Annotated in this window: 17 protein-coding genes and 1 pseudogene; 6 read left to right on the forward strand and 12 right to left on the reverse strand. The window is 52.5% G+C overall.

From position 1 onward, the window contains the following. Positions 1-269: 269 nt before the first annotated feature. A pseudogene (locus ACMV8I_RS01485) lies at positions 270-908 on the forward strand (beta-barrel domain-containing protein); the annotation flags it as partial. 195 nt (positions 909-1,103) lie between these two features. On the opposite strand, the gene ACMV8I_RS01490 reads toward ACMV8I_RS01485, so the two are convergent. From ACMV8I_RS01490 to rutA, 9 genes are all read right to left on the reverse strand, one after another. Then, the gene (locus tag ACMV8I_RS01490) at positions 1,104-3,116 is read right to left on the reverse strand and encodes a DUF4034 domain-containing protein (protein WP_498863460.1); all 2,013 of its coding nucleotides are present in this window, start codon (positions 3,114-3,116) and stop codon (positions 1,104-1,106) included. A gap of 965 nt (positions 3,117-4,081) precedes the next feature. After that, the gene (locus tag ACMV8I_RS01495) at positions 4,082-4,474 is read right to left on the reverse strand and encodes a helix-turn-helix domain-containing protein (RefSeq protein ID WP_498863461.1); all 393 of its coding nucleotides are present in this window, start codon (positions 4,472-4,474) and stop codon (positions 4,082-4,084) included. Positions 4,475-4,795: 321 nt separating this feature from the next. Beyond that, complete coding sequence (rutG, locus tag ACMV8I_RS01500) at positions 4,796-6,142, reverse strand: pyrimidine utilization transport protein G (RefSeq protein ID WP_498863462.1); 1,347 nt, start codon at positions 6,140-6,142, stop codon at positions 4,796-4,798. 26 nt (positions 6,143-6,168) lie between these two features. Then, positions 6,169-6,735: an NADH-dependent FMN reductase RutF gene (gene rutF / locus ACMV8I_RS01505; protein WP_498863463.1), complete on the reverse strand. Its 567-nt coding sequence runs from the start codon at positions 6,733-6,735 to the stop codon at positions 6,169-6,171. A gap of 29 nt (positions 6,736-6,764) precedes the next feature. Next, positions 6,765-7,355 (reverse strand): malonic semialdehyde reductase, encoded by a 591-nt coding sequence (locus tag ACMV8I_RS01510; protein WP_498863464.1) that lies wholly within the window; start codon positions 7,353-7,355, stop codon positions 6,765-6,767. Then, on the reverse strand, positions 7,340-8,179 hold the full coding sequence (gene rutD, locus ACMV8I_RS01515) for a pyrimidine utilization protein D (protein ID WP_498863465.1): 840 nt from the start codon (positions 8,177-8,179) through the stop codon (positions 7,340-7,342). Before rutD ends, ACMV8I_RS01510 begins: the two co-directional genes overlap by 16 nt. Before the next feature lie 9 nt (positions 8,180-8,188). Beyond that, a complete protein-coding gene (rutC, locus tag ACMV8I_RS01520; protein WP_498863466.1) occupies positions 8,189-8,578 on the reverse strand; it encodes a pyrimidine utilization protein C in 390 nt (129 codons plus the stop codon). A 26-nt stretch (positions 8,579-8,604) separates the two neighbouring features. Beyond that, entirely contained in the window at positions 8,605-9,381 is a 777-nt protein-coding gene (gene rutB / locus ACMV8I_RS01525; protein ID WP_498864687.1) for a pyrimidine utilization protein B, read from the reverse strand. 5 nt (positions 9,382-9,386) lie between these two features. Continuing rightward, entirely contained in the window at positions 9,387-10,478 is a 1,092-nt protein-coding gene (rutA, locus tag ACMV8I_RS01530; RefSeq protein ID WP_498863467.1) for a pyrimidine utilization protein A, read from the reverse strand. 428 nt (positions 10,479-10,906) lie between these two features. On the opposite strand from rutA, the gene rutR reads away from it, so the two are divergent. Next, the gene (gene rutR, locus ACMV8I_RS01535; protein WP_498864688.1) at positions 10,907-11,593 is read left to right on the forward strand and encodes an HTH-type transcriptional regulator RutR; all 687 of its coding nucleotides are present in this window, start codon (positions 10,907-10,909) and stop codon (positions 11,591-11,593) included. 401 nt (positions 11,594-11,994) lie between these two features. On the opposite strand, the gene ACMV8I_RS01540 is transcribed toward rutR, so the two are convergent. Further along, positions 11,995-13,761 (reverse strand): penicillin-binding transpeptidase domain-containing protein, encoded by a 1,767-nt coding sequence (locus ACMV8I_RS01540; protein ID WP_498863468.1) that lies wholly within the window; start codon positions 13,759-13,761, stop codon positions 11,995-11,997. 350 nt (positions 13,762-14,111) lie between these two features. Further along, complete coding sequence (locus ACMV8I_RS01545; protein ID WP_498863469.1) at positions 14,112-14,354, reverse strand: DinI family protein; 243 nt, start codon at positions 14,352-14,354, stop codon at positions 14,112-14,114. A gap of 190 nt (positions 14,355-14,544) precedes the next feature. On the opposite strand from ACMV8I_RS01545, the gene ACMV8I_RS01550 reads away from it, so the two are divergent. The 4 genes from ACMV8I_RS01550 to ACMV8I_RS01565 are packed head-to-tail and all read left to right on the forward strand — an operon-like array spanning position 14,545 to position 18,089. Beyond that, positions 14,545-14,922: a copper resistance protein gene (locus ACMV8I_RS01550; RefSeq protein WP_498863470.1), complete on the forward strand. Its 378-nt coding sequence runs from the start codon at positions 14,545-14,547 to the stop codon at positions 14,920-14,922. A gap of 55 nt (positions 14,923-14,977) precedes the next feature. Next, positions 14,978-17,008, forward strand: coding sequence for a protein-disulfide reductase DsbD family protein (locus tag ACMV8I_RS01555; protein ID WP_498863471.1), 2,031 nt, complete (start codon positions 14,978-14,980; stop codon positions 17,006-17,008). Then, positions 17,005-17,580: a DsbA family protein gene (locus ACMV8I_RS01560; protein WP_498863472.1), complete on the forward strand. Its 576-nt coding sequence runs from the start codon at positions 17,005-17,007 to the stop codon at positions 17,578-17,580. Before ACMV8I_RS01555 ends, ACMV8I_RS01560 begins: the two co-directional genes overlap by 4 nt. Then, entirely contained in the window at positions 17,577-18,089 is a 513-nt protein-coding gene (locus ACMV8I_RS01565) for a protein disulfide oxidoreductase (protein WP_498863473.1), read from the forward strand. The genes ACMV8I_RS01560 and ACMV8I_RS01565 overlap by 4 nt, the downstream gene beginning before the upstream one ends. Here the strand turns inward: ACMV8I_RS01565 and yejM are convergent. Further along, complete coding sequence (yejM, locus tag ACMV8I_RS01570) at positions 18,086-19,867, reverse strand: LPS biosynthesis-modulating metalloenzyme YejM (RefSeq protein WP_498863474.1); 1,782 nt, start codon at positions 19,865-19,867, stop codon at positions 18,086-18,088. The genes ACMV8I_RS01565 and yejM overlap by 4 nt on opposite strands. Positions 19,868-19,870: the final 3 nt, after the last annotated feature.

Genomic DNA, 19,870 nt, shown 5'->3' on the forward strand with positions numbered 1-19,870 from the left:
TCGCAAAGTGAAAATTGATTCAAATGTGATTTGTTGAGCCTTCGTCACGACATTGGTAAATTTAATTTATCAATTTATTGAGTGGAATAAGTTACTCATTATGCATTTTTCATAATATTTCAACATGTTACTTAAGTTAAATTATTTGCTTGTCAGCTAATTAAAGTCAAATTTTGGTTTGTAGGCGAGGTTTTGCAAACAGGTAAAGTTTGAATTTTTAAAATAATATAATTGATTTTATTTATCGTATGACTTCCACCACCGTCAGCGCTGCCGGGCAGGTGGAGGTGATTTTCCTCAAGCGCCAGGCTAGCGAGTTGCGCGGAAAAATCGACGATGCCACTAATCAGTACGCGGTTCGCGCCCGTGAAGAGCAGGTGAAGAACAACGGCGATCTCGATGCCAAATTGCAGGTTATGGCTGGTAAAGAGGATCAGGTAACCCGTTCTGAACTGTTCTCTCCAGTGCACGGTATCGTGAAGGATATTCAGGTCAGTACCGTCGGCGGCGTACTACAGCCTGGCGGCAAGCTGATGGAAATTGTGCCAATTGAAGACCAATTGCTGATTGAAACCCGTATCAACCCGCGTGATATCGCCTACATCCGGCCGGGTTTGCCAGCCAAGGTGAAAATCAGCGCCTATGATTCATCGATTTATGGTGATCTGGAAGGGCAGGTCGAAAGCGTGTCGCCGGACACTTTGCAGGATGAAGTTAAACGCGACCAATTCTACTACCGCGTTTATGTGCGCACTGACAACGCTGTTTTGACCAACAAAGGCGGACGTCAATTTCCGATAGTCCCCGGAATGGTTGCCAGCGTTGAGATCAAAACCGGCCAGAAAACCGTGCTGGATTACCTGATTAAGCCTTTGAATAAGGTTAGAGAGTCGCTGCGGGAACGCTAAATCCTCTTCGCTTTCGACGTTGCGCGGCGTTAGGCGTTAACTGTGCTTATCTACCCGAATGGCTGGCGTATATCAGCTATTCGGGATTATGGGCCTTATAAATGATGAGGTTCATCCGCCGATCCCGCGTTTGCCGCCTTGCTAAAACGCCAATGCGTTTGAGGGGCACTGATAATTTATTAATGACCGGCTGACTCATTCCGGCAGTTTTTTCTCCGGTGCTGCTGTGCCTTGCGGATTTTGCGTCTGCGCGCGATATTTCGCTACCGCGTCTATATCTTCTGCTTTACGTTTGTCCTGCCACAGATTCATGCGACCGCGCAGTGAGCCTCTTAGCCCCTCCAGCGACTGGCGTGCTGCATCAGATTGCGGATCCAGCTCGAGCACGAACTCCATGAATTGCTCCGCGATATGGCGGTTCTTTTTCACACCGCTGCCGGTCAACCAGGCCATACCGAGGGTGTAAGCCGCCTCACTGCGATGCGGGTGCTGCGAGTCGAGCAGAATCGCTGGTAGCCACTCTTCTGCGGCCATACGCTTATCTTGCTCAGGGCCATCATCCAGTGCACAACTGGCCCGCCAATAATCCGCTGCTGGGTGACCTGCGTCGATGGCCCGTTGATACCACTGCATTGCCTGCTGGTAATCCGCTTCGCCACCAATGCCTTCGCGTAGTGCATTGGCGCAGGTGAACATGGCCGGAACGAGTCCCGAACGAGCCGCGCTGAGCACGCAATCCATGGCGTTGCCGTCATGATGAAAATGTTCAGGGACCTCCTGATGCCAGCCATTGCGGTAGAAGAAATAGAGTTCATAACTGTGCAGGGCATTGCCCCTGCGGGCCATTTCAGTCAGCAGGAAATGGACGGCTTCCATGTCATCATTGATGGCAAGGTCGTGCGCAATAATGATCAGATCTTTAGCGTTTTGCTCAGTCATCAGCGACGTGGCATGATCCATCAGACTTGCGCTCAATTCAGGTTGCTGCGGCAAACCATAAAGGCCGTATTGCAGCGCGGTCGCCGCATAAGCCAGCAACACCGGGTTATCGGGCTGATTGATAGCGCGGATAAGCAGGGTGGTCAGCACCGCCATACCTTGTTGTTCTCCATTAGCCAGTACGGCGCGGGAGATAAACATTGCGGCGAAATGCCCTGGCATAGCGTGCGGTGAGACGTTCAACAGCTGGCTATAAATAGCCAAACCGGCCTGATCGTTATCTTGCCAGTAGGCGTCGCAGGTCCCATAGAGATCTAATAAACGGATACGGGCGGTATCATCCAGCGGCTGCGCCAGTAAATGTTGCAGGCGCTCTTGTAATTGTTGCGCCTGTTCGGAGCCGCGATCGGCAATTTCACCGGACAGCGCGTCCGCTAAGGCATTGGCGCGGAAATGATTGCGTTCTTGCTCGCTAAATTCAGTACAAAGCGGGCCGTCAATAATCGCCATCTGCTGATGGTCATCGCCATCCCACGCCGCCGAATGGAACAGCAGATAGGATTCCATGGAGCCTACGTCACTATGGCGCACTGACATTGCCATACGCAGCCAATAATCAAGCGCTTCTTCACCCGCTTTACGGCTGTTTCGCAGCGCAGCAGGCAGGGATTGCGGCCAGTGGGTAGCAGGCTCAACCCCCAGCGCGTGCAAATAAACCACACCCGCGCGCCAAACGGCACTGCCAGCAATATTGAATTTCTCATGCAGGGGAAGCGGTTGCTGACCGGCGAAAAGAGCGCGTAGCCAGTAGGGTTCCCCGAACCCGCCACTCAGATTCATCAGGTGTCTGAAGGCGTGGGTAGGGCGCGGATGCAGTTCAATCGCACGTAAAAAAGCCAGTACCGCATAGTCGCAACAAAGTTGTGCACCCAGCCATTGACTGTCTTCAACCGCTTCCACGCCGTTGCCATTGCGAATAACCCAGGCTTGTTCATGCCAGTACATTCCCAGCAAAATTTGCGCATGGTAGCTCTGCGGACATTGCTGTATCCAGTCGTTAAGGATCTCCAGAGGCTCGACGGTGTGGGTATCAGCACCGGTGATCAAACTACCCGGATGCACAACCAGACCGTAGTCACTGTGCAGGTCAGTTTGATTCTGCCAGCCACGCATCAGCGATAACAGCCACTCGTCGAGTTTAACAAAACGGCGGGTTGCCAGAAGCATTCTGGCTCTGGAGAGGTTGTCGTACTGATCCGGTGGTGGCATGAGGTTCCTTGAATCTGGAGAGTGGAAGGTGGTGCATTAACGCTATTGTAACCGCTGAGTTTATTAACATCAGCGAGATTGCTCTTATACTAACGGATCTTGCCGGCCACTGACGAATACTGTACCAAAAATGAGATTATGGAGGAGGCACTCGGCATGAATGTTATTAACTGTATGTTTATCAGCCATAAGATAATTTTTTATTCTATGACAGTTATTAACGCATTTATTTTTAGATTGTGATTATATTAATTTGGATAGCCATGACAGTTGCCTAAAATACCAGGTTGTTATTAATCGTTGGTGTTTTAGTCAATAGATATCGAGATTTGAACATGTTTTTACGTAATGTCACGGCAAGTGATTATTGCGATAAAGGCAAAAAAAACCGACCAAAAGGCCGGCTGTTGTTCCCAAATACTTTGGAATGAAGATAACAAATAATGATGATGCGGAATGAATTATAGAAGTGTTCTGGATTTTTACTTATCACTTAGTGCTGTGTTGTTATCGGGTATTCGTTTGATTTAAATGTTTTTTTATTTTTTAGCAATATGTGCTTTGTTTTTACACCCCAATTTGGTTAAGAATATTACTGTTTTTACATTTGTTATCTATGTTGATGCACACAAGCATTATCTCTGATGTCGCGTTATTTTCTTTTTGGCTGAATAAGGGTTATATCCAGAGAATGACGCCTGCCATATCGGGTAGGTTAAAAAATCTCAATTCACCGCGTATTCATCAGGCAGTGGCGTGCTCGGTATACTGCGAGAATAGTTAAAAATGAAATTGAGCGGCTGGTCCTTGGGTTATTCGTCGCAGGTTCAGCAGGTGCGGCACAAGTCTATAATAACGATGATAATCAACCAGACCTGCATGGTTTGGTTGAGGGATCACATTTGACCGTTATGGTGCCGCCCGATGATGCTCCTTCGCTGAGCGATTTAGGCTTCTAAACTGCATCAGGCTGATTTCTGATGGATAATGTGCAGCGGCGGAGCAACGTCGAGTTTGATCTCAGGATTCTGACGGAATTCATACGGCGTGATATTGAAGCGTTTGCGGAACATGTAGGTGAAATGTGACTGCGAACCAAAGCCGAAGTCCATGGCGATATCAAAGATAGAAGTATCGCTGCTGCTGAGCTGGTAGACCGCGCTGGCCAGACGGCGCTCACGGATATATTTACCGAGCGAGATCCCGGTAGACTCTTTAAACAGCTTTTGCATGTGCCAAAGTGAATAGCCTGAATACTCAGCCAATTCTTCAAGATGGATGACGCGCCCAAGGTGGCCTTCAATCCATTTGCTGAGTTCGCGGACGATCGTGAGATGAATGTCCTGAGCTACTAACATAAAAACTGTCCTTTTTATAGTCAAGTCAGGCGAGAATACAACTCAGTGCATTGTTTTTATTAATGTTAATCCCATGATCCTTATCTCTGAACGTCTCACTGGATTTCATTAAAACTCACTGTATCCTACATTTTAGTGTAGGTGGAAATATCGCTCGCTGACTTGCCCACGGTAAAATGCGTTGATTGAATGGATACATTATTGATGGAGTATATCAGTGGGAAAGTCAGAAAGAAAAAAACCAGCGGCTAATCCGGACGGGTGGACCGGCTAACCGCTGGCGATCATCAAAGATGATGAGCTAAGGAGAAACTGAGGTCGTCAGTGATCTTTTAATGCAGCTTCTGTGCCAGTTTCGGGAACCGGCAAGGTTTTTTCCTGATTGCTGCGGCTCAGGAAGGCATTCAGCAAGATTGCACCGAACGTTGCCGTGCCGATGCCGCCCATGCTGAAGCCGCCTAGGCTCAGGGTGAAGTTGCCCGCGCCCAGAACCAGCGTGACTGCCACCATAATCAAATTGCCGTTAAGCCCCAGATCCACCTGGTTTTGTACCCAGATGCGCGCCCCGGCAACGGCGATTAATCCGAACACCACAATCGACGCGCCGCCGAGCACCGGTCCGGGAATGGTGTGAATGAGTGCACCAAATTTGGGCGAGAAGCCCAACACAATGGCAACCACCGCCGCCGCCACGAAAATCAGCGTTGAGTAAATTTTGGTGACTGCCATCACACCGATGTTTTCTGCGTAGGTGGTGACCCCGGTGCCGCCTGCTGAAGCCGAAAGTAACGTTGCCAAACCGTCGCCGACAAACGCGCGGCCCATGTACGGGTCGAGGTTTTTGCCGGTCATGCCTGCAACCGCTTTAATATGGCCGAGGTTCTCAGCCACCAGAATCACTGCAACCGGCGCAATCATCAGCATCGCATGAGCGCTGAAGACTGGCGTGGTGATGGTTGGCACGCCGAACCAGGGTGTCTGTGCCACGGCGGCGAAATTCACCGGTGCGCCGAATCCCAGTCCGTTGGCGACCACCAGGTAAATCAGATAAGCCGCAATCAGACCCAGTAACAGCAACAGGCGCTGCACCAGACCGCGCGTGAAGACGGCGACGGAACCAATGCACAGCACGGTCACCACCGCCATCCAACTGTCGAACGATGACGCCGAAACGCTGTTGATGGCGATGGGCGCGAGGTTCAGACCAATCGCCATCACTACCGCACCGGTCACCACCGGCGGCATCAGGCGCTCAATCCAGCGCGTGCCGACCGCCATCACCACAAATCCAATCAGCGTATACACTACGCCGCAGGCAATAATCCCGCCGAGCGCCACGCCGATATTCGGGTTGGCGCCGTGGCCGCTGTAGCCGGTCACCGCGATCACCAGCCCGACAAATGCCGCGCTGGAACCGAGATAACTGGGTACGCGCCCGCCGACCACCAGGAAGAACAGCAGGGTGCCGATGCCGGACATCAGGATCGCCATGTTGGCGTCGAAGCCCATTAGCAACGGCATCAACACGGTGGCACCAAACATTGCCACCGTATGTTGTAGCCCCATGATCACGGTCGACCCTAACGGCAACCGCTCGTCCGGTGCGATCACTGCGCCATCTAAATTGCCTTCTCTTTTACGCCATTGTGGGAAAAAGGTGTTCGCCATCTTATTAACCTCGTTGAAGGGCATTATTAACAGGCAGACTGACGCATCAGCGGGTGATAGCGGCGGTCGAAATACACCAGTCCGTGGCGTTCATCGTTGCGTCGCAGCGCAACGGCTTCACAGAAAAGAATGTCATGGGTACCGACGCTGGTGATTTGCGTGACTTTGCAGTCAAACGACACCAGTGCGTCGTTGAGGATCGGTGAGCCGGTGGTAAGACGTGTCCACTCGGCGGCTTCAAAACGTTGTTCCATCGGTGTTTTTCCACCGAATAAGTTGGACAGCGACTCATGGCAATCCGCCAGCGTGTTCACGCACAGCACCTGATTCTCCTTAAACACCGGATACACCGAGGCCGAGCGGTTGAGGCACACCAGCAGCGTTGGCGGAGTATCGGTGACGCTGCATACCGCCGAGGCAGTAAATCCTGCGCGGCCGCCGGGACCGTCGGTGGTGATGATGTTAACGGCGGAACCGAGGTGCGCCATGGCATCGCGGTACTCTTGTTTTTCAACGGCGGCTTGTTTTTCAACGGCAGCGGGCGTGGAGGGCGGTGCCACAGATGAATTGACTGCGTTCAGAGTTGTTTGCATAGTCGTGTCCTCAGAGTTCTGTCAGTGACTTACAGCACGCGGCAGGCGCGGTCGAAATCGAGTCGCGGGGCGCGCGGATAGACTTTGCTGCTGTCGCCGTAACCGATGTTAATCAGAAAATTAGATTTCCAGCCGGTATCCGACAGGAAGGTTTCGTCAACTTTTGCATTGTCGAAACCTGACATCGGACCGGTGTCCAGCCCCAGAGAGCGGCAGGCCAGGATCAGGTACGCCGCCTGCAAACTGCTATTGCGAAATGCGGTATCGTGCGCCAGCTGCGGGCTGGAGGTGAACCACGAACGAGCGTCGCCGGACGGGAACAGTTCGGGCAGCAGTTCGTAAAATTCCGGATCCCAGGCGATGATTGCGGTTACCGGCGCGGTCATGGTTTTTTTCAGGTTGCCGCTGGACAGCGCCGGTGCCAGCTTTTCCCTAGCTTCAGCACTCTGAATAAACACGATGCGTGCCGGACTACAGTTGGCTGAAGTCGGCCCCATGCGTGCCAGTTGGTAAATCATTTTCAGCTGTTCGCTGGTGACCGGTTTGTCCTGCCAGCCGTTATGAGTGCGGGCTTCGGTGAATAAAGTTGCCAGTGCGCTGGCGGTTAATGCTTCGGCCATGATGCCTCCGTGGACAGGCTGTTGGATGGTGTGGCGGTGCTTTGCAATGAATGCCGTTGCAGCCAGTCCAGTAAAATAGGGTTAAATGTATCGGGATCGGTCACGCTCATCGCATGGCCGCCGTACAGCATTTGTGCGTGTTCGCTGTTAGCCAAGCGGGCGGCGAGATCGGCAGAACGCGACCAGGGCACCAGCAAATCGTCTTTACAGCTAAACGCCAGCGTTGGCGCGAGCACCTGCCCGAGGTTGTCGGTTAAGTCAGAGGCCATCAGTGCCTGTAAGCGGTGCAGCAGGTTTTCCATCCCCTGAAAATGCGTCACCTGATGCAAGCGCTCTTCCTGCAATAACGTCTCGTTTTCAGAAAGCCAGTCGGCGGGATACAGAAACAGTGGCTGCGCCTGTACGTAGGCATCGACGCCGCTGTTGAGCAGCAGATTTTGGCGCACCTCAAAGCAGCGGCGGGTCTGGCTGTCGAGCTTCGTCCAGCCGTTAATCACCACCAGGCTTTGTAACAGCGCCGGATAACGCAGGGCAAGATGCAGGCCGATAATGCCACCAAGCGCGTGGCCGACCAGATGACAGCGGCTGATGTCCAGCTCGTTAAGCAGACTGGCCAGTTCGTCCGCCATGTCTTCCATCCGGTAACCGGCGGGCACGCTGCCCTGGCTGACGCCGGTGCCGTGCTGGTCATACACCACCACGCGAAAGTGTTCGTTCAGCATCAATAGCTGCGGCTGCCAGAAACTGCCCGAACCGCCGAGGCCGGAGGAGAGCACCACGGTTTCGGCATCTGCATTTTTCTTACCTGAAACCTTGTAATACATAGCGTTACCTCACGGCTTGCCGATATGGGCAATTGACGCGATTTCGATCAGCGCCCCCGGTTTGACCAGCCCGCACTGAATGCAGAACCGCGCCGGTTTTTCGCCGGGGAAATATTCCGCGTAGACCAAATTCACCGCCGCATAATTCGCCCAGTCTGTGATGAAAATCGAGTTCATGGTGACGTCATCCATCGTGCCACCTGCGGTTTCAATCACGCTTTTGATGATCTCCAGCACATGGCGGGTTTGCTCGGCGGCGTCGCCCAGATGCACCACGTTATTGTCTTTATCGAAAGGCAGCGTACCGGAGACATACACCACGCCGTCGGCCAGCGTGCCAGGAACAAAGGGTGCCAGCGGAACGCCTGTACCGGCCGGAATAATTACACTTTTAGGCATACTTTATTTTCCTTATAAGCTGGCAGTCAGGCCGCGTTTTGTTCAGATTTATAACCCACCGCATCGCAAAAGTTACGCACGTCTGATACCCAACCGAAGAAGGTTTCGATGTTGTAAATCGCTGCTTTTTGCGCGAAGTCCGGGCCGGCCTGATGGGTGGCGTCTTCCAGCACCACGCCGAAATATTCGAGGAAGAAACCGTCACGCAACGTGGATTCCACGCACACGTTGGTGGCGATACCGGTGAATACCAGATGATGGATGCCGTAGCTGCGCAGCAGGCTGTCGAGCTGGGTGTTGAAGAAGCCGCTGTAGCGCGGTTTTGGCAGTACGATATCGCCCGGCTGCGGCTGGAGTTCATCCACCAGGTCATAATCCCAATCGCCTTTCGCCAGCAGTTTTCCCATCAGTTCAGGGCGTTTACGCATGGTTTTCAGCGCGTTAGATTTGTGGAAGTTCGGCGACCCGGCGCCGCCGGCTTCGACGTACTGATTGTCCCAGCCGTTCTGGAAGAAAATGACTTTGATCCCGGCGGCGCGCGCGGCGGCAATCGCCACTTTGATGTTGGCGATCACCGGTGCAGTGGCGGAGACATCAAAACCGGCCAGATCCAGATAACCGCCTTGTGAAGCGTAGGCATTTTGCATATCCACTACGATCAGCGCGGTTTGCTGCGGCGTAAAGGCGATGGCTTCGGGACGGGCGGTAAGGATCGTTTCCTTGCCAACATTTTTCGGCTCACGGCGGACAACAGTTTGATTCTCAACTGCTTTAGGTTTCTCAGCTCTCGATTTTTGAAGCATGGTCATCACGCCACCTCTTTCTGTTCTGTCGCGATGTGCTGGCGGGTTTTCATTAATGGCTGGATGAAGCGGCCAAAGTTTTCGATACCTTCCACGAAATCGTCGAAGGTCAGCAGAATGCCTTCTGCGCCCGGCACGGTATCTATTTCGTCGAGCATTTTGGCAACGTTGGCGTAAGAACCGACTAATGTGCCCATATTGATGTTGACGGCGGACGTCGGGTCAGCCATCTGACGAACGTTGGTGTCGGCTCCGGATTTAGTGTCTTTGCTGCTCTGGTCGGTGAGCCAGGCCAGCGCATCGGCATCGGCGCCGGATTTATACAGCTCCCATTTAGCGCGGGCAGCGGCGTCGTTTTCATCTGCGATGATCATAAACAATACATAAGAAGAGACGTCGCGCCCTTCGGCTTCGGCGGCAGTTTTCATACGGGCAGCCGTCGGTGCGAAGGCGGTCGGCGTGTTGACGCCTTTGCCGAAGCAGAAGTTAAAGTCGGCGTGTTTGGCGGAGAACGCCATGCCTGCGTCGCTCTGTCCGGCGCAGATCACTTTCATCTCGGCCTGCGGGCGTGGGCTGACGCGGCAGTCGTCCATCTTGAAGAATTCGCCGTCGAGCGTGCAGTGGCCTGTGCCCCACAGGTCGCGCAGCACGCTGACGTATTCGGTCAGGTAGTCATAGCGGCGGCTGAAATAGTCATCGCCTGGCCACATGCCCATCTGCTCATATTCAGGTTTCTGCCAGCCGGTAACGACGTTGACGCCGAAACGACCATTGGAGATGGAGTCTATGGTCGCTGCCATGCGGGCAACGATCGCCGGTGGCATCACCAGCGTGGCGGCAGTGGCGTAGAGCTGAATGCGAGAGGTCACGGCGGCAAGGCCAGCCATCAGCGTGAACGACTCCATATTGTGTTCCCAGAATTCTGTTTTACCACCGAAGCCGCGCAGTTTGATCATCGACAGAGCGAAATCGAAATCATAGTGCTCCGCTTTCTGTACGATGGTTTTGTTCAGTTCGAAGGTCGGCTGGTACTGCGGCGCAGTTTCAGAAATCAACCAACCGTTGTTGCCGATAGGAATAAAGACACCGATTTTCATAGCTCACCTCATGACCGATAGTCAAAACAAAAACTCAAAACAAAAGGGCTGGCGAAAATCTCAGCGCGGCTTGAGTGCGTCCTGCGGGTTCCGAATTGCACCGTGCTGAAATTTGCTAACGAGGAGGCTATTGCAAAGGGGATGCCAGTTTTGAAATGTTTATTTTTATCAATATGTTAGATGAGTGCATTGATTTTAAGTGGAGTGGGCGGTCTGTTTCAGACCATTTGGTCAAAATTAACTGCACATTAATCAGGCAGTGTTGAACGGAATTGGTGCAAATTTGTTAAATTTATAATCCTTTGTGGTTATGTGGTATTAGATGGGTTGTTGCTTTTAACCTGCAGGCGTATAGCGATAGTCGCTTTAACCTCCATTTGTTATGATTTCCGCCTTGCCGTTTGTCTCAGGGAGACATTGTGAAGCCAATGGATGAACATCCGCAGCCCGTCGCCGGGGAAAGTCAAACCCGCAAAGCCACAGTAAAAGCCCCGACGCGACGTTCGCGCGCCGTCGCCGCCAAGCGTGGCAATATCATGGCTGCGGCGCTGGAATTTTTTTCGTTGTACGGCATTCACGGCACCAGCCTGGATCAGGTGGCCGAGCGCGCCGACGTGTCGAAAACCAATCTGTTGTATTATTTTCCGTCGAAAGAAGATCTGTATATTGCGGTGCTGAAAGGGCTGCTGGATATCTGGTTGGCGCCGCTGAAAGCCTTACAGTCGGATCAACATCCGCTGGAGGCCATCGGCGAATATATCCGACTGAAGCTGTGCGTCTCGCGCGATCACCCGCAGGCTTCGCGTCTGTTTTGTCTGGAGATGGTGCAGGGCGCACCGCTCCTGAAACAGGAACTCGGCGGCAGTTTGAAAACGTTGGTGGAAGATAAATCAGACGTGATCCGTGGCTGGATAAAAGATCAATTGATCGCACCGGTTGACCCGATGCAGCTGATTTTTATGCTGTGGGCGACCACGCAGCATTACGCGGATTTCGGTGTGCAGGTTGAAGCCATCACCGGCAAAACGCTCAATGATCCGGAATTCTTTGAACAGACGGTGAGTAATGTGCAGCGTATTATTACCGAAGGCATACGGCTTCGAATTTTGCGTTGATGGTCAGTAAGGCTATTACCCACCGTGGGGCAGCACGTTTACTGCACCCGATGGGTTATTGACTAACGCAGCAAGATCCAGTGAATAAGCCTGGCAATAACATCGTCGAGCACGACAATTCCGATAAGAATGCCGATGATCAGAATGACGAATCGCTTACCTGTAGGCAAAATCAGCTTCCTTGAGATCTCATACCATCCTGTTACCAGGGACCGGTTCCTTGCATATTCAATGCAATGACGGCTGCGCATACTATAATAAACACCACAAAAACGATAAAAATCCGCTTCATAATCTCTTTCTGAGAGCCTTAGCTCTTCCTCACAGCAGCACCCTTACGGGCGAAACCCGTGAAACGTTACCCAGAATAGCGCGAGAAATCTAGCATGCAGGGAGAAAAATTATCCTGCCGCTGCGCTGCGCCGGATTAGATTGGTTTTCTGTCCATTTTTGATAACAGTATCCGGAGGAGTTTCAGGCACCAGCGCGTCCGGGGCGATGTTCATATGGTTGAGTACTTGCCCCATAATTTGGCCGAATATCGGACCGGCAACGGAACCACCAAAGTGTTTACCTGCCTGCGGGTTGTTAACCATAACCACCAGAGCGATACGTGGGTTACTGGCCGGTGCAACACCGGCCGTGTAGTTGATGTAGCCGCCATCATATTTGCCACTGGCGCCCATTTTTTCAGCCGTACCGGTTTTGATCGCCAGACGATAGCCGGGCACGGCGGCGCTGAGGCCCGATCCACCGGGCAGGGCATCGCTTTCCATCATATGTACCACGGTTTGCACCACATCCTGAGACATCACCCGGGTACCCAGTACAGGCGGAGTAACCTTGGTGATCGACAGGGGCCGATAAATACCGAGCGCCCCGATAGTGGCGTATTCGCGGGCGATTTGCAGCGGCGTGACGCGTAGCCCATAGCCGAACGAGAAAGTCGCGCGTTCAATGTCTGCCCAGCGTTCACGGTGCAGTGGAAAATAACCGCTGCTCTCGCCACCAATACCGAGATCGGTGGTTTTGCCAAGGCCAAATGACTGATAAAGCTGCACCAACACCTGCGCAGGCATGGCCAGGGCGATATGTGACACCGCAATGTCACTGGATTTCTGTAGCACGCCGGTAATGGTTAAGGCTGGCCAATGGCCGACATCTTTAATCAGGTGACCGTTGACGCTGTAGGGATGGGTATCGAGCACCGAGTCAGGACGTATCATCTTGCGCGCCAGACCGGCCATCACCACCAGTGGTTTCACCGTTGAGCCGGGCTCAAAGCTGTCACTGATCGCGACGTTGCGCATGTCTTTGGGCTGCACGCCAGCATAGTTGTTTGGATTGTAGGATGGATAGGAGGCCATGCCGAGGATCTCGCCGGTATTTACGTCCACCAACACCGCTGCGCCAGAATCGGCCTGGTTCTGTATCACACCGGCGCTCAGGCGCGAATACATCACGTACTGCATATAGCTGTCTATACTCAGATTGATCGTGGGAGGTTGTTGTGGTGGAACCTCTTTCAGGATACCAATCACATTGCCATGACCATCCTGACGGTACTCTCGCATACCCGGCTTGCCTTCCAGCAGCGAGTTAAAACCTTTCTCTATACCGTTCAGGCCTTCATTATCAGTACCTACGACACCGACCAGGTTGGCTGCCGCCTCGCTCATTGGATAATACCGGCTGTCATCATGTCGGCTGGTGACGCCGCCCAGATGCAACTGACCGATATCATTGGCGATACCCTGTTCCACTTTGCGCCCAAGATAGACAAAGCGGCGCTGTGGGTCGCTGGTGATAGTCTGCTGTAGTTGTGACAGCGGCATATTCAGCGCCGAGGCCAGATACTGCCATTTCGGGCTGTTAAGGTCGCTGTGTAACTGCAGGATGCGGAAGGGGTCTGCGATAATATCTTTTGACGCGACGCTCAGTGCCAGTGGATGCCCGTTGCGGTCAGCGATGGTCGCGCGATCGGCGGGAATGATCGTGGAGCGCAGCGAGCGTTGATCCGCCTGGCGTTCCAGCATAGGGCGGTTAAGTAATTGCAAATAACCCACGCGAGCCAGCAGAAATACCATGCAACAGACGATACCCAGGCAAATCAGGGCAAAACGTTTGGAATAGAAATGAGGTTGTGCATTGGGTTTTTTCGGGGGCATGGTCGCTTCGCAAGTCGTTGACGCTGATGTTGCCAAAGAACGAAGAACCAGACGGTAAATAAGCTTATTAATGCAGCATAAACCCGGCACTCATCATTCTGATTGATAATGAATTTTGTATCGTGCCCATATTATAATAAGCGGTTGCCGGGTTATGTTTATTTGAGTTGCGCTTTGTAAGCAAATACAAATGCTCTGCATCCTTCGCGCCGCAGCGTTGTTGGCCGCGCTTTCTCACCCGAATCACTGACCGATGTCAGCTCACCGGGATTCGGCAGCTTGCCGCCTTGCTGCAACACGAATAATTTTGAGCAGCTCTGCATCCTTCACGCCGCAGCGGCGAAAAGGATTTACTCAACCGATAGCCATTCATCGGCTTCGTCGAACATCGCTTCCAGCATCTGATTGAGATGTGAACGATCCTGCTTGCTGGCACCCGATGTGTTCAGGCCGTTTGCCTGCATCGGTTTTACTTTGACTTCAGCATCAGGATACAGGCGATGGACGCGCTTGGTCAGCTCAGCCTTGATTTTTTCGCTGGCGTCAGGGACACCTGCCACATTTCGTTTGTCATAAACCAGTTCAACCAGCATTACTCATCCCCTTCACGTTACAGCGGCGTTAGCCGCTTTTGCTTGCTGCAAGTAAAATTAACTGGCTAAATATACAGTAAAATTAGCAATTGCTCCAACAGTTTGAACGTAAATTCCTGTAATACATAGCACGGAGGGTTTGTTAATTTTTTGTTGGAAGCTAGAATGGCGGCCGATATGATGAGGGCTAATGAATAAACAACGCCGTTCCGCACTGATTTTTTTCTGCCTGGCAGCTTTGGTCATACTGACATGTATGACCCAGCGCATCGCCGGGCTGAACGCGTTGGCTACAGCCCTGCAGTCCGATATGATCACGCAATCTGACTCCTCACTGACCACTGATAACTCTTCTGAAGCCGCTGCAATCCCTACGCCATGCGAGTTGGGCAGTAAATCCCTGTTGTCAGTTCCTCCTGTTATTCTTGAATTTGCGTTGCTGGCCCTGGGGTTATTACTGGCATTTTTGTCTGCGGGCAATCTGGCCGCTATCCGCCTATATCTGCCTGATGTCGTTCCTGTTCCCCGCTTGCGGATACATCTGAGACTGTGCATCTTCCGTGAATAAAAACACACCTCCGTGATTGATTCGGATGTGAAGTTTTTATTTTTGGAGAAAATATATGCAAAGTGCCTTCAGGGCGGTCATTGCCTGCCTGTTGTTTTGGTTGCCGCAGCTTCACGCGGCTGATTCGGGCTGGGTGCAAAGCCCACATAATACCCACGTTAAAGTGCGTTTTCAGGCATATCCGTCGGATACTGAAACCCAACTGCTGCTTTCTGTCAGTCTGGAAAAAAACTGGAAAACCTACTGGCGTTCGCCCGGTGAAGGCGGGGTGCCGCCCGTCATCGAATGGCAAAAGGGCACCACGTCAGCGCAGTGGTTCTGGCCCACTCCGTCCCGTTTTGATGTTGCTGGATTAACCACCCAGGGTTACCACGACGACGTAACTTTCCCTATCGTAATTCAGGGGAAGTCTCCCGCTTCTTTGTCCGGTACCCTGACTCTGCCTACCTGCAGTAACGTCTGCATTCTTACTGATTTTCCTTTCCGTCTTGACCTCTCTTCTGTGCAGGATCCCACCGATTTCTCGCAGCAGTTCACTATTGCTATGGGGCAGATTCCGATTACACAGGGATTAGTTGACAGCGCTTCTGCTGCTTACCGTCAGGGCAGTTTACTGATTTCAGCTACCCGCGCGCAGGGCTGGCAAAGTCCTGCACTGTTTATTGATGGGGTGGAAGGCAGTGCTTTTGGTAAACCGCTTATAAAAATGCACGGTGAGCAGTTGTCCGTGACCGTACCCGTTACTGACGAGTGGGGCGATGTTGCGGGGGACATTAGCGGAAAGGAGGTGAGCCTGGTACTCGCAGACCGCGGAATGGCGCAGCAGTTAGCCCTGCCAATTGGTCAAATCGCAGACAGCACTGGCGACGGCATTGCTCTTTGGCAGGTCGCACTCATGGCGCTGGCAGGAGGGCTGATCCTCAATATGATGCCCTGTGTTATGCCGGTATTAGGCATGAAACTGGGGAGTATTTTACAGGTTGAGCAGCGTGACCGAAAAAGCGTGCGGATGCAGTTCTTCGCCTCATCGGCAGGTATTATCACCTCGTTTCTGGCCCTCGCACTGCTGATGACGGTGCTGCGTTATGCCGATCAAACTCTCGGGTGGGGTATTCAGTTTCAGAACCCGTGGTTCATTGGGGTGATGGTGGTGGTGACTGCGCTGTTCACGGCCAATTTACTGGGACTGTTTGAAATCAATCTGTCTTCTGGCATGACCACTCGAATTGCCACGCAAAAACGCAGCGGATTGGCGGGTAATTTTGCCGAAGGTGCTTTTGCCACCTTACTGGCAACGCCGTGTTCAGCTCCCTTTCTTGGTACCGCGGTGGCGTTTGCGCTGGCCGCACCGTTACCCGTGCTATGGGGATTATTCCTTATGTTGGGTATTGGCATGAGCCTGCCGTGGTGGTTAATTGCCCTCTGGCCGGGGTTGGCAATGAGCCTGCCGCGACCAGGACGCTGGATGCTACGTCTGCGTGTAGCGCTGGGCGTGCTGATGCTGGCGGCTTGTCTGTGGTTGCTAAGTCTGATGCAAAACCATCTGAGTATCGAAACCGTTATTGGTATTGCTTTGATGATACTGCTGGCACTGGTGGTGGGGTCATTGAGGCGCTACGGCGGACGTAATACGGCAGTGGTGCTCTGTATCGGGATGCTGCTGGGTGGTCTGCTGATGCTGATAGCTGCGTTCTTTTTCAGCGGTAACAGCAGGCCGTTGCAGGATGCAGTGAATTGGCAACCCCTCTCCGAGCAAGCGATTAAGGATGCTCTAACCGAACATAAAGTGGTGTTTATTGATGTCACCGCTGACTGGTGCGTTACCTGTAAGGCTAATAAATTCAACGTACTGTTACGCGACGATGTGCAAAAGGCACTGAGTGATCAACAGGTTGTGGCACTGCGCGGCGACTGGAGTCGTCCGTCGAAATCTATCGATAAGTTCTTGCAAATGCGCGGCAGCATCGCGGTTCCTTTTAACCAAATTTATGGTCCGGGTATGACCTCTGGTGAAATCTTATCACCGCTGCTGACCCGTGATGCTGTTTTACAGGGGCTGAAAAATGCCCAAGGAGATAAACAATGAAAACGTTAATGCTGATTTTAATGATGGTTGTATCGCCGGTTTTACTGGCGCAGACGCCCGAGCAGATTTTGTTTAGCGATCCTGCTAGTCCACGCTTTGGGGCAAAAGATGCCCGGTTGACGCTGGTATCTTTTACTGATTACAACTGTCCGTACTGCAAACAGTTTGACCCACTGCTGGAGCGAGTAGTGAAGGAAAACCCCGACGTGGCGGTGGTCATTAAATTACTGCCATTTCGTGGTGCGAGTTCTATCAGTGCAGGCCGAGCTGCCTTGACGGTTTGGGAGCAGCAGCCGGACAAGTTCATGGCGTTGCACCAGCGGCTGATGGCGAAAAAGGGACCGCAGGATGAAGAAAGCATTGATGCTGCGATTGCCAAAGTCGGGTTGGCACCGGTGAAAGTCACGCCGGAAAGTTACTTACAACTGAAAACCAATGTTGAAGTGGCGGAAGTCCTGGGGATCCAAGGTACGCCTGCTACTATTATTGGCGATCAGCTGATCGCGGGTGCTATCTCTTGGGATGATCTCAATATGTTGGTGGAAGCGCAGCTTGCGAAGGCGAAAAAATGACAAAAGTTAAACGTTGGGCACGCGAACTGATTATCTGCGTGTTGCTTGTGATGGCGGTGCTGTTGGGCATGGATTTCCTGCGGGCACCGCAGGCACCGGCTGACTTTGGTAAGCAGCCACTGCAAACATTGGATGGCCACACGGTCACCCTCAACGAGAAAAGCCAGCAGCGGCCGCTGCTGGTTTATTTTTGGGCGACGTGGTGCGGCGTGTGCAAAATGACCACGCCTGATATCGGCAAGTTGGCCGCTAACGGTGAAAACGTGCTGACGGTGGCGCTGCGCTCAGGCGATGGTACTCAACTGGAGCGGTATCTTAAGGCCAAAGGTATTGATATATCCGTGGTTAATGATCCGAATGGCGATATTTCGGCGCAGTGGGATATCGGCGTTACGCCAACGTTTGTGATTATTGACAAGGGCAGGGTGGTAAGCACGACGACAGGTTGGACGTCTTATTACGGGATGAAAGTGCGGTTATGGTTGGCCGCGCTATCACCCGTAGTTTAATCAGCAATAAACCGTTTTTCATCGGTCAGAACCTGTAAGAGCAGTCCGAGATCCGGTTTTTGATCCTTGATACGTTTGCCATCAAGGTCATAGGCGCGGTAATCCCCATTCCTTTCTAGCTGTAATATCTGGGTTGGCGTGGTGATGATTAACGTGCCGTTTTTGCTGGTGGAGATCCAGTTATGCCTGCGTTTGGCCGCAAACAGGTCTTCACCCTGGGAGAAATCAGCAGGCGAGGTGGTGACATGTAACATGCGCTGCATCAGGGTTATCATCACGTCTTCGTGGTCGGTCAGTTTGTTGATGGACTGCGTCGGTGTGCCTGGCCAGTGGATCACTAACGGCACCCGCATCTGATCGCGGTTCATGGTATTGCCTGAACCCCAGGTCCCATTTTCATTCAGCTCGACACCATGCGCAGCGGTGATCACCACCACTGTTTTATCCAGAACGCCGCGATCTTTCAACCCCTGTAAAATTTCCGCAATTTGCTGATCGACTTGCTTTGCACCTTGCTGGTAACGGTCGACGAAGGCTTTGCCCGTTGGCACCGCCTCATTTCCACGCAGCAGTGAAGCCGAGACGCCATTCAGGCTGACATAGGAGAACCACGGACGCGCACTACGTGCATTCAGCCACTGCTGCCACTGCTGTGCAACCGGCGAATCAGGCTGATTGTTTGGCGCCGGCAACGAGAAATCGGCCAGCAAAGCCTGACGATAAAGCGGATTGTTGAACCCATCGGACGAGAACAGGCCAAACTCGTAGCCTTGCTTCGCCAGTGATGTCATCAACACAGAAGGTTTACGCGCTGCAATAATGCCTTCCATATAGGTGGGCGATATTCCATAGAACAGGCCGAAAAGGCCGGTATCAACGCGGTTTCCTGAGCTGTAATGCTGGTTAAAACTGACATTCTGCCGGGCGAATTCGGTCAGGGCAGGCATGTCTTTAGTCGCAGTCGAAGCATGGAGGCCATCGACCACGATCATTAATAAGTTATAGCCACTGCCTGAGTCGCGGAAATTGATGTCATTGAGGGGATACTCGACCGACAACGCTTCCGGATTACCTTGCTCAATCAGACGGTTTTGATAGGCCTGGGCATCGAGCAAACCATGCTTCTCAAGGAACTTACGGGCAGTCATCGGATAAGATAATGGCAGGTTTGAGCGCTGCATGGTGATTGGGCGATAGAAGTTGGCATCTGCCCAAATGTACATCAGATGTGAAGCAAAGAAGCTGACAATAAACAGTGCAACCAGCGGTTTGGCGAAATTACGGCGATTCAGACTGCGTAGCTTTTGCCACGCCCAGGTGCCAAATAACATTTCGATTAAGAAAATCACCGGCACGCAAATAAACATCAGTTGCCAGTCGCGGGCCAGCTCCCCCTGACCTGGGTTGACCACCAGTTCCCACACTACCGGATTAATGTGCAGGTGGAAGCGGGTAAATACTTCGGTATCGACCAATAACAACGTCAGCCCGGCCGTGGCTAAAATCGCCGACAGGAAACGCAACAGACGTTGTGACATCACCACAAAGGTCAGCGGAAAGATGATCAACAGATAAGTGGAGAAACCGATAAAACTGAAATGCCCAAGCCAACTGACCAGCGCGTAAAGTCGCCCTTCAAGCGAAGAGGGCCAGTCAGAGACAAAAAGATAGCGGCTGCCGAGTCCAAGACTGAGCAGAATATTAAACAGGGCGAACCAGTGCCCCCAGCTGATCATCTGGGATACTTTTTCGCGATATTGCGGACTATTTGTCACCATGAG

The organism is Ewingella sp. S1.OA.A_B6 (assembly GCF_049889095.1).
GTDB lineage: Bacteria > Pseudomonadota > Gammaproteobacteria > Enterobacterales > Enterobacteriaceae > Ewingella.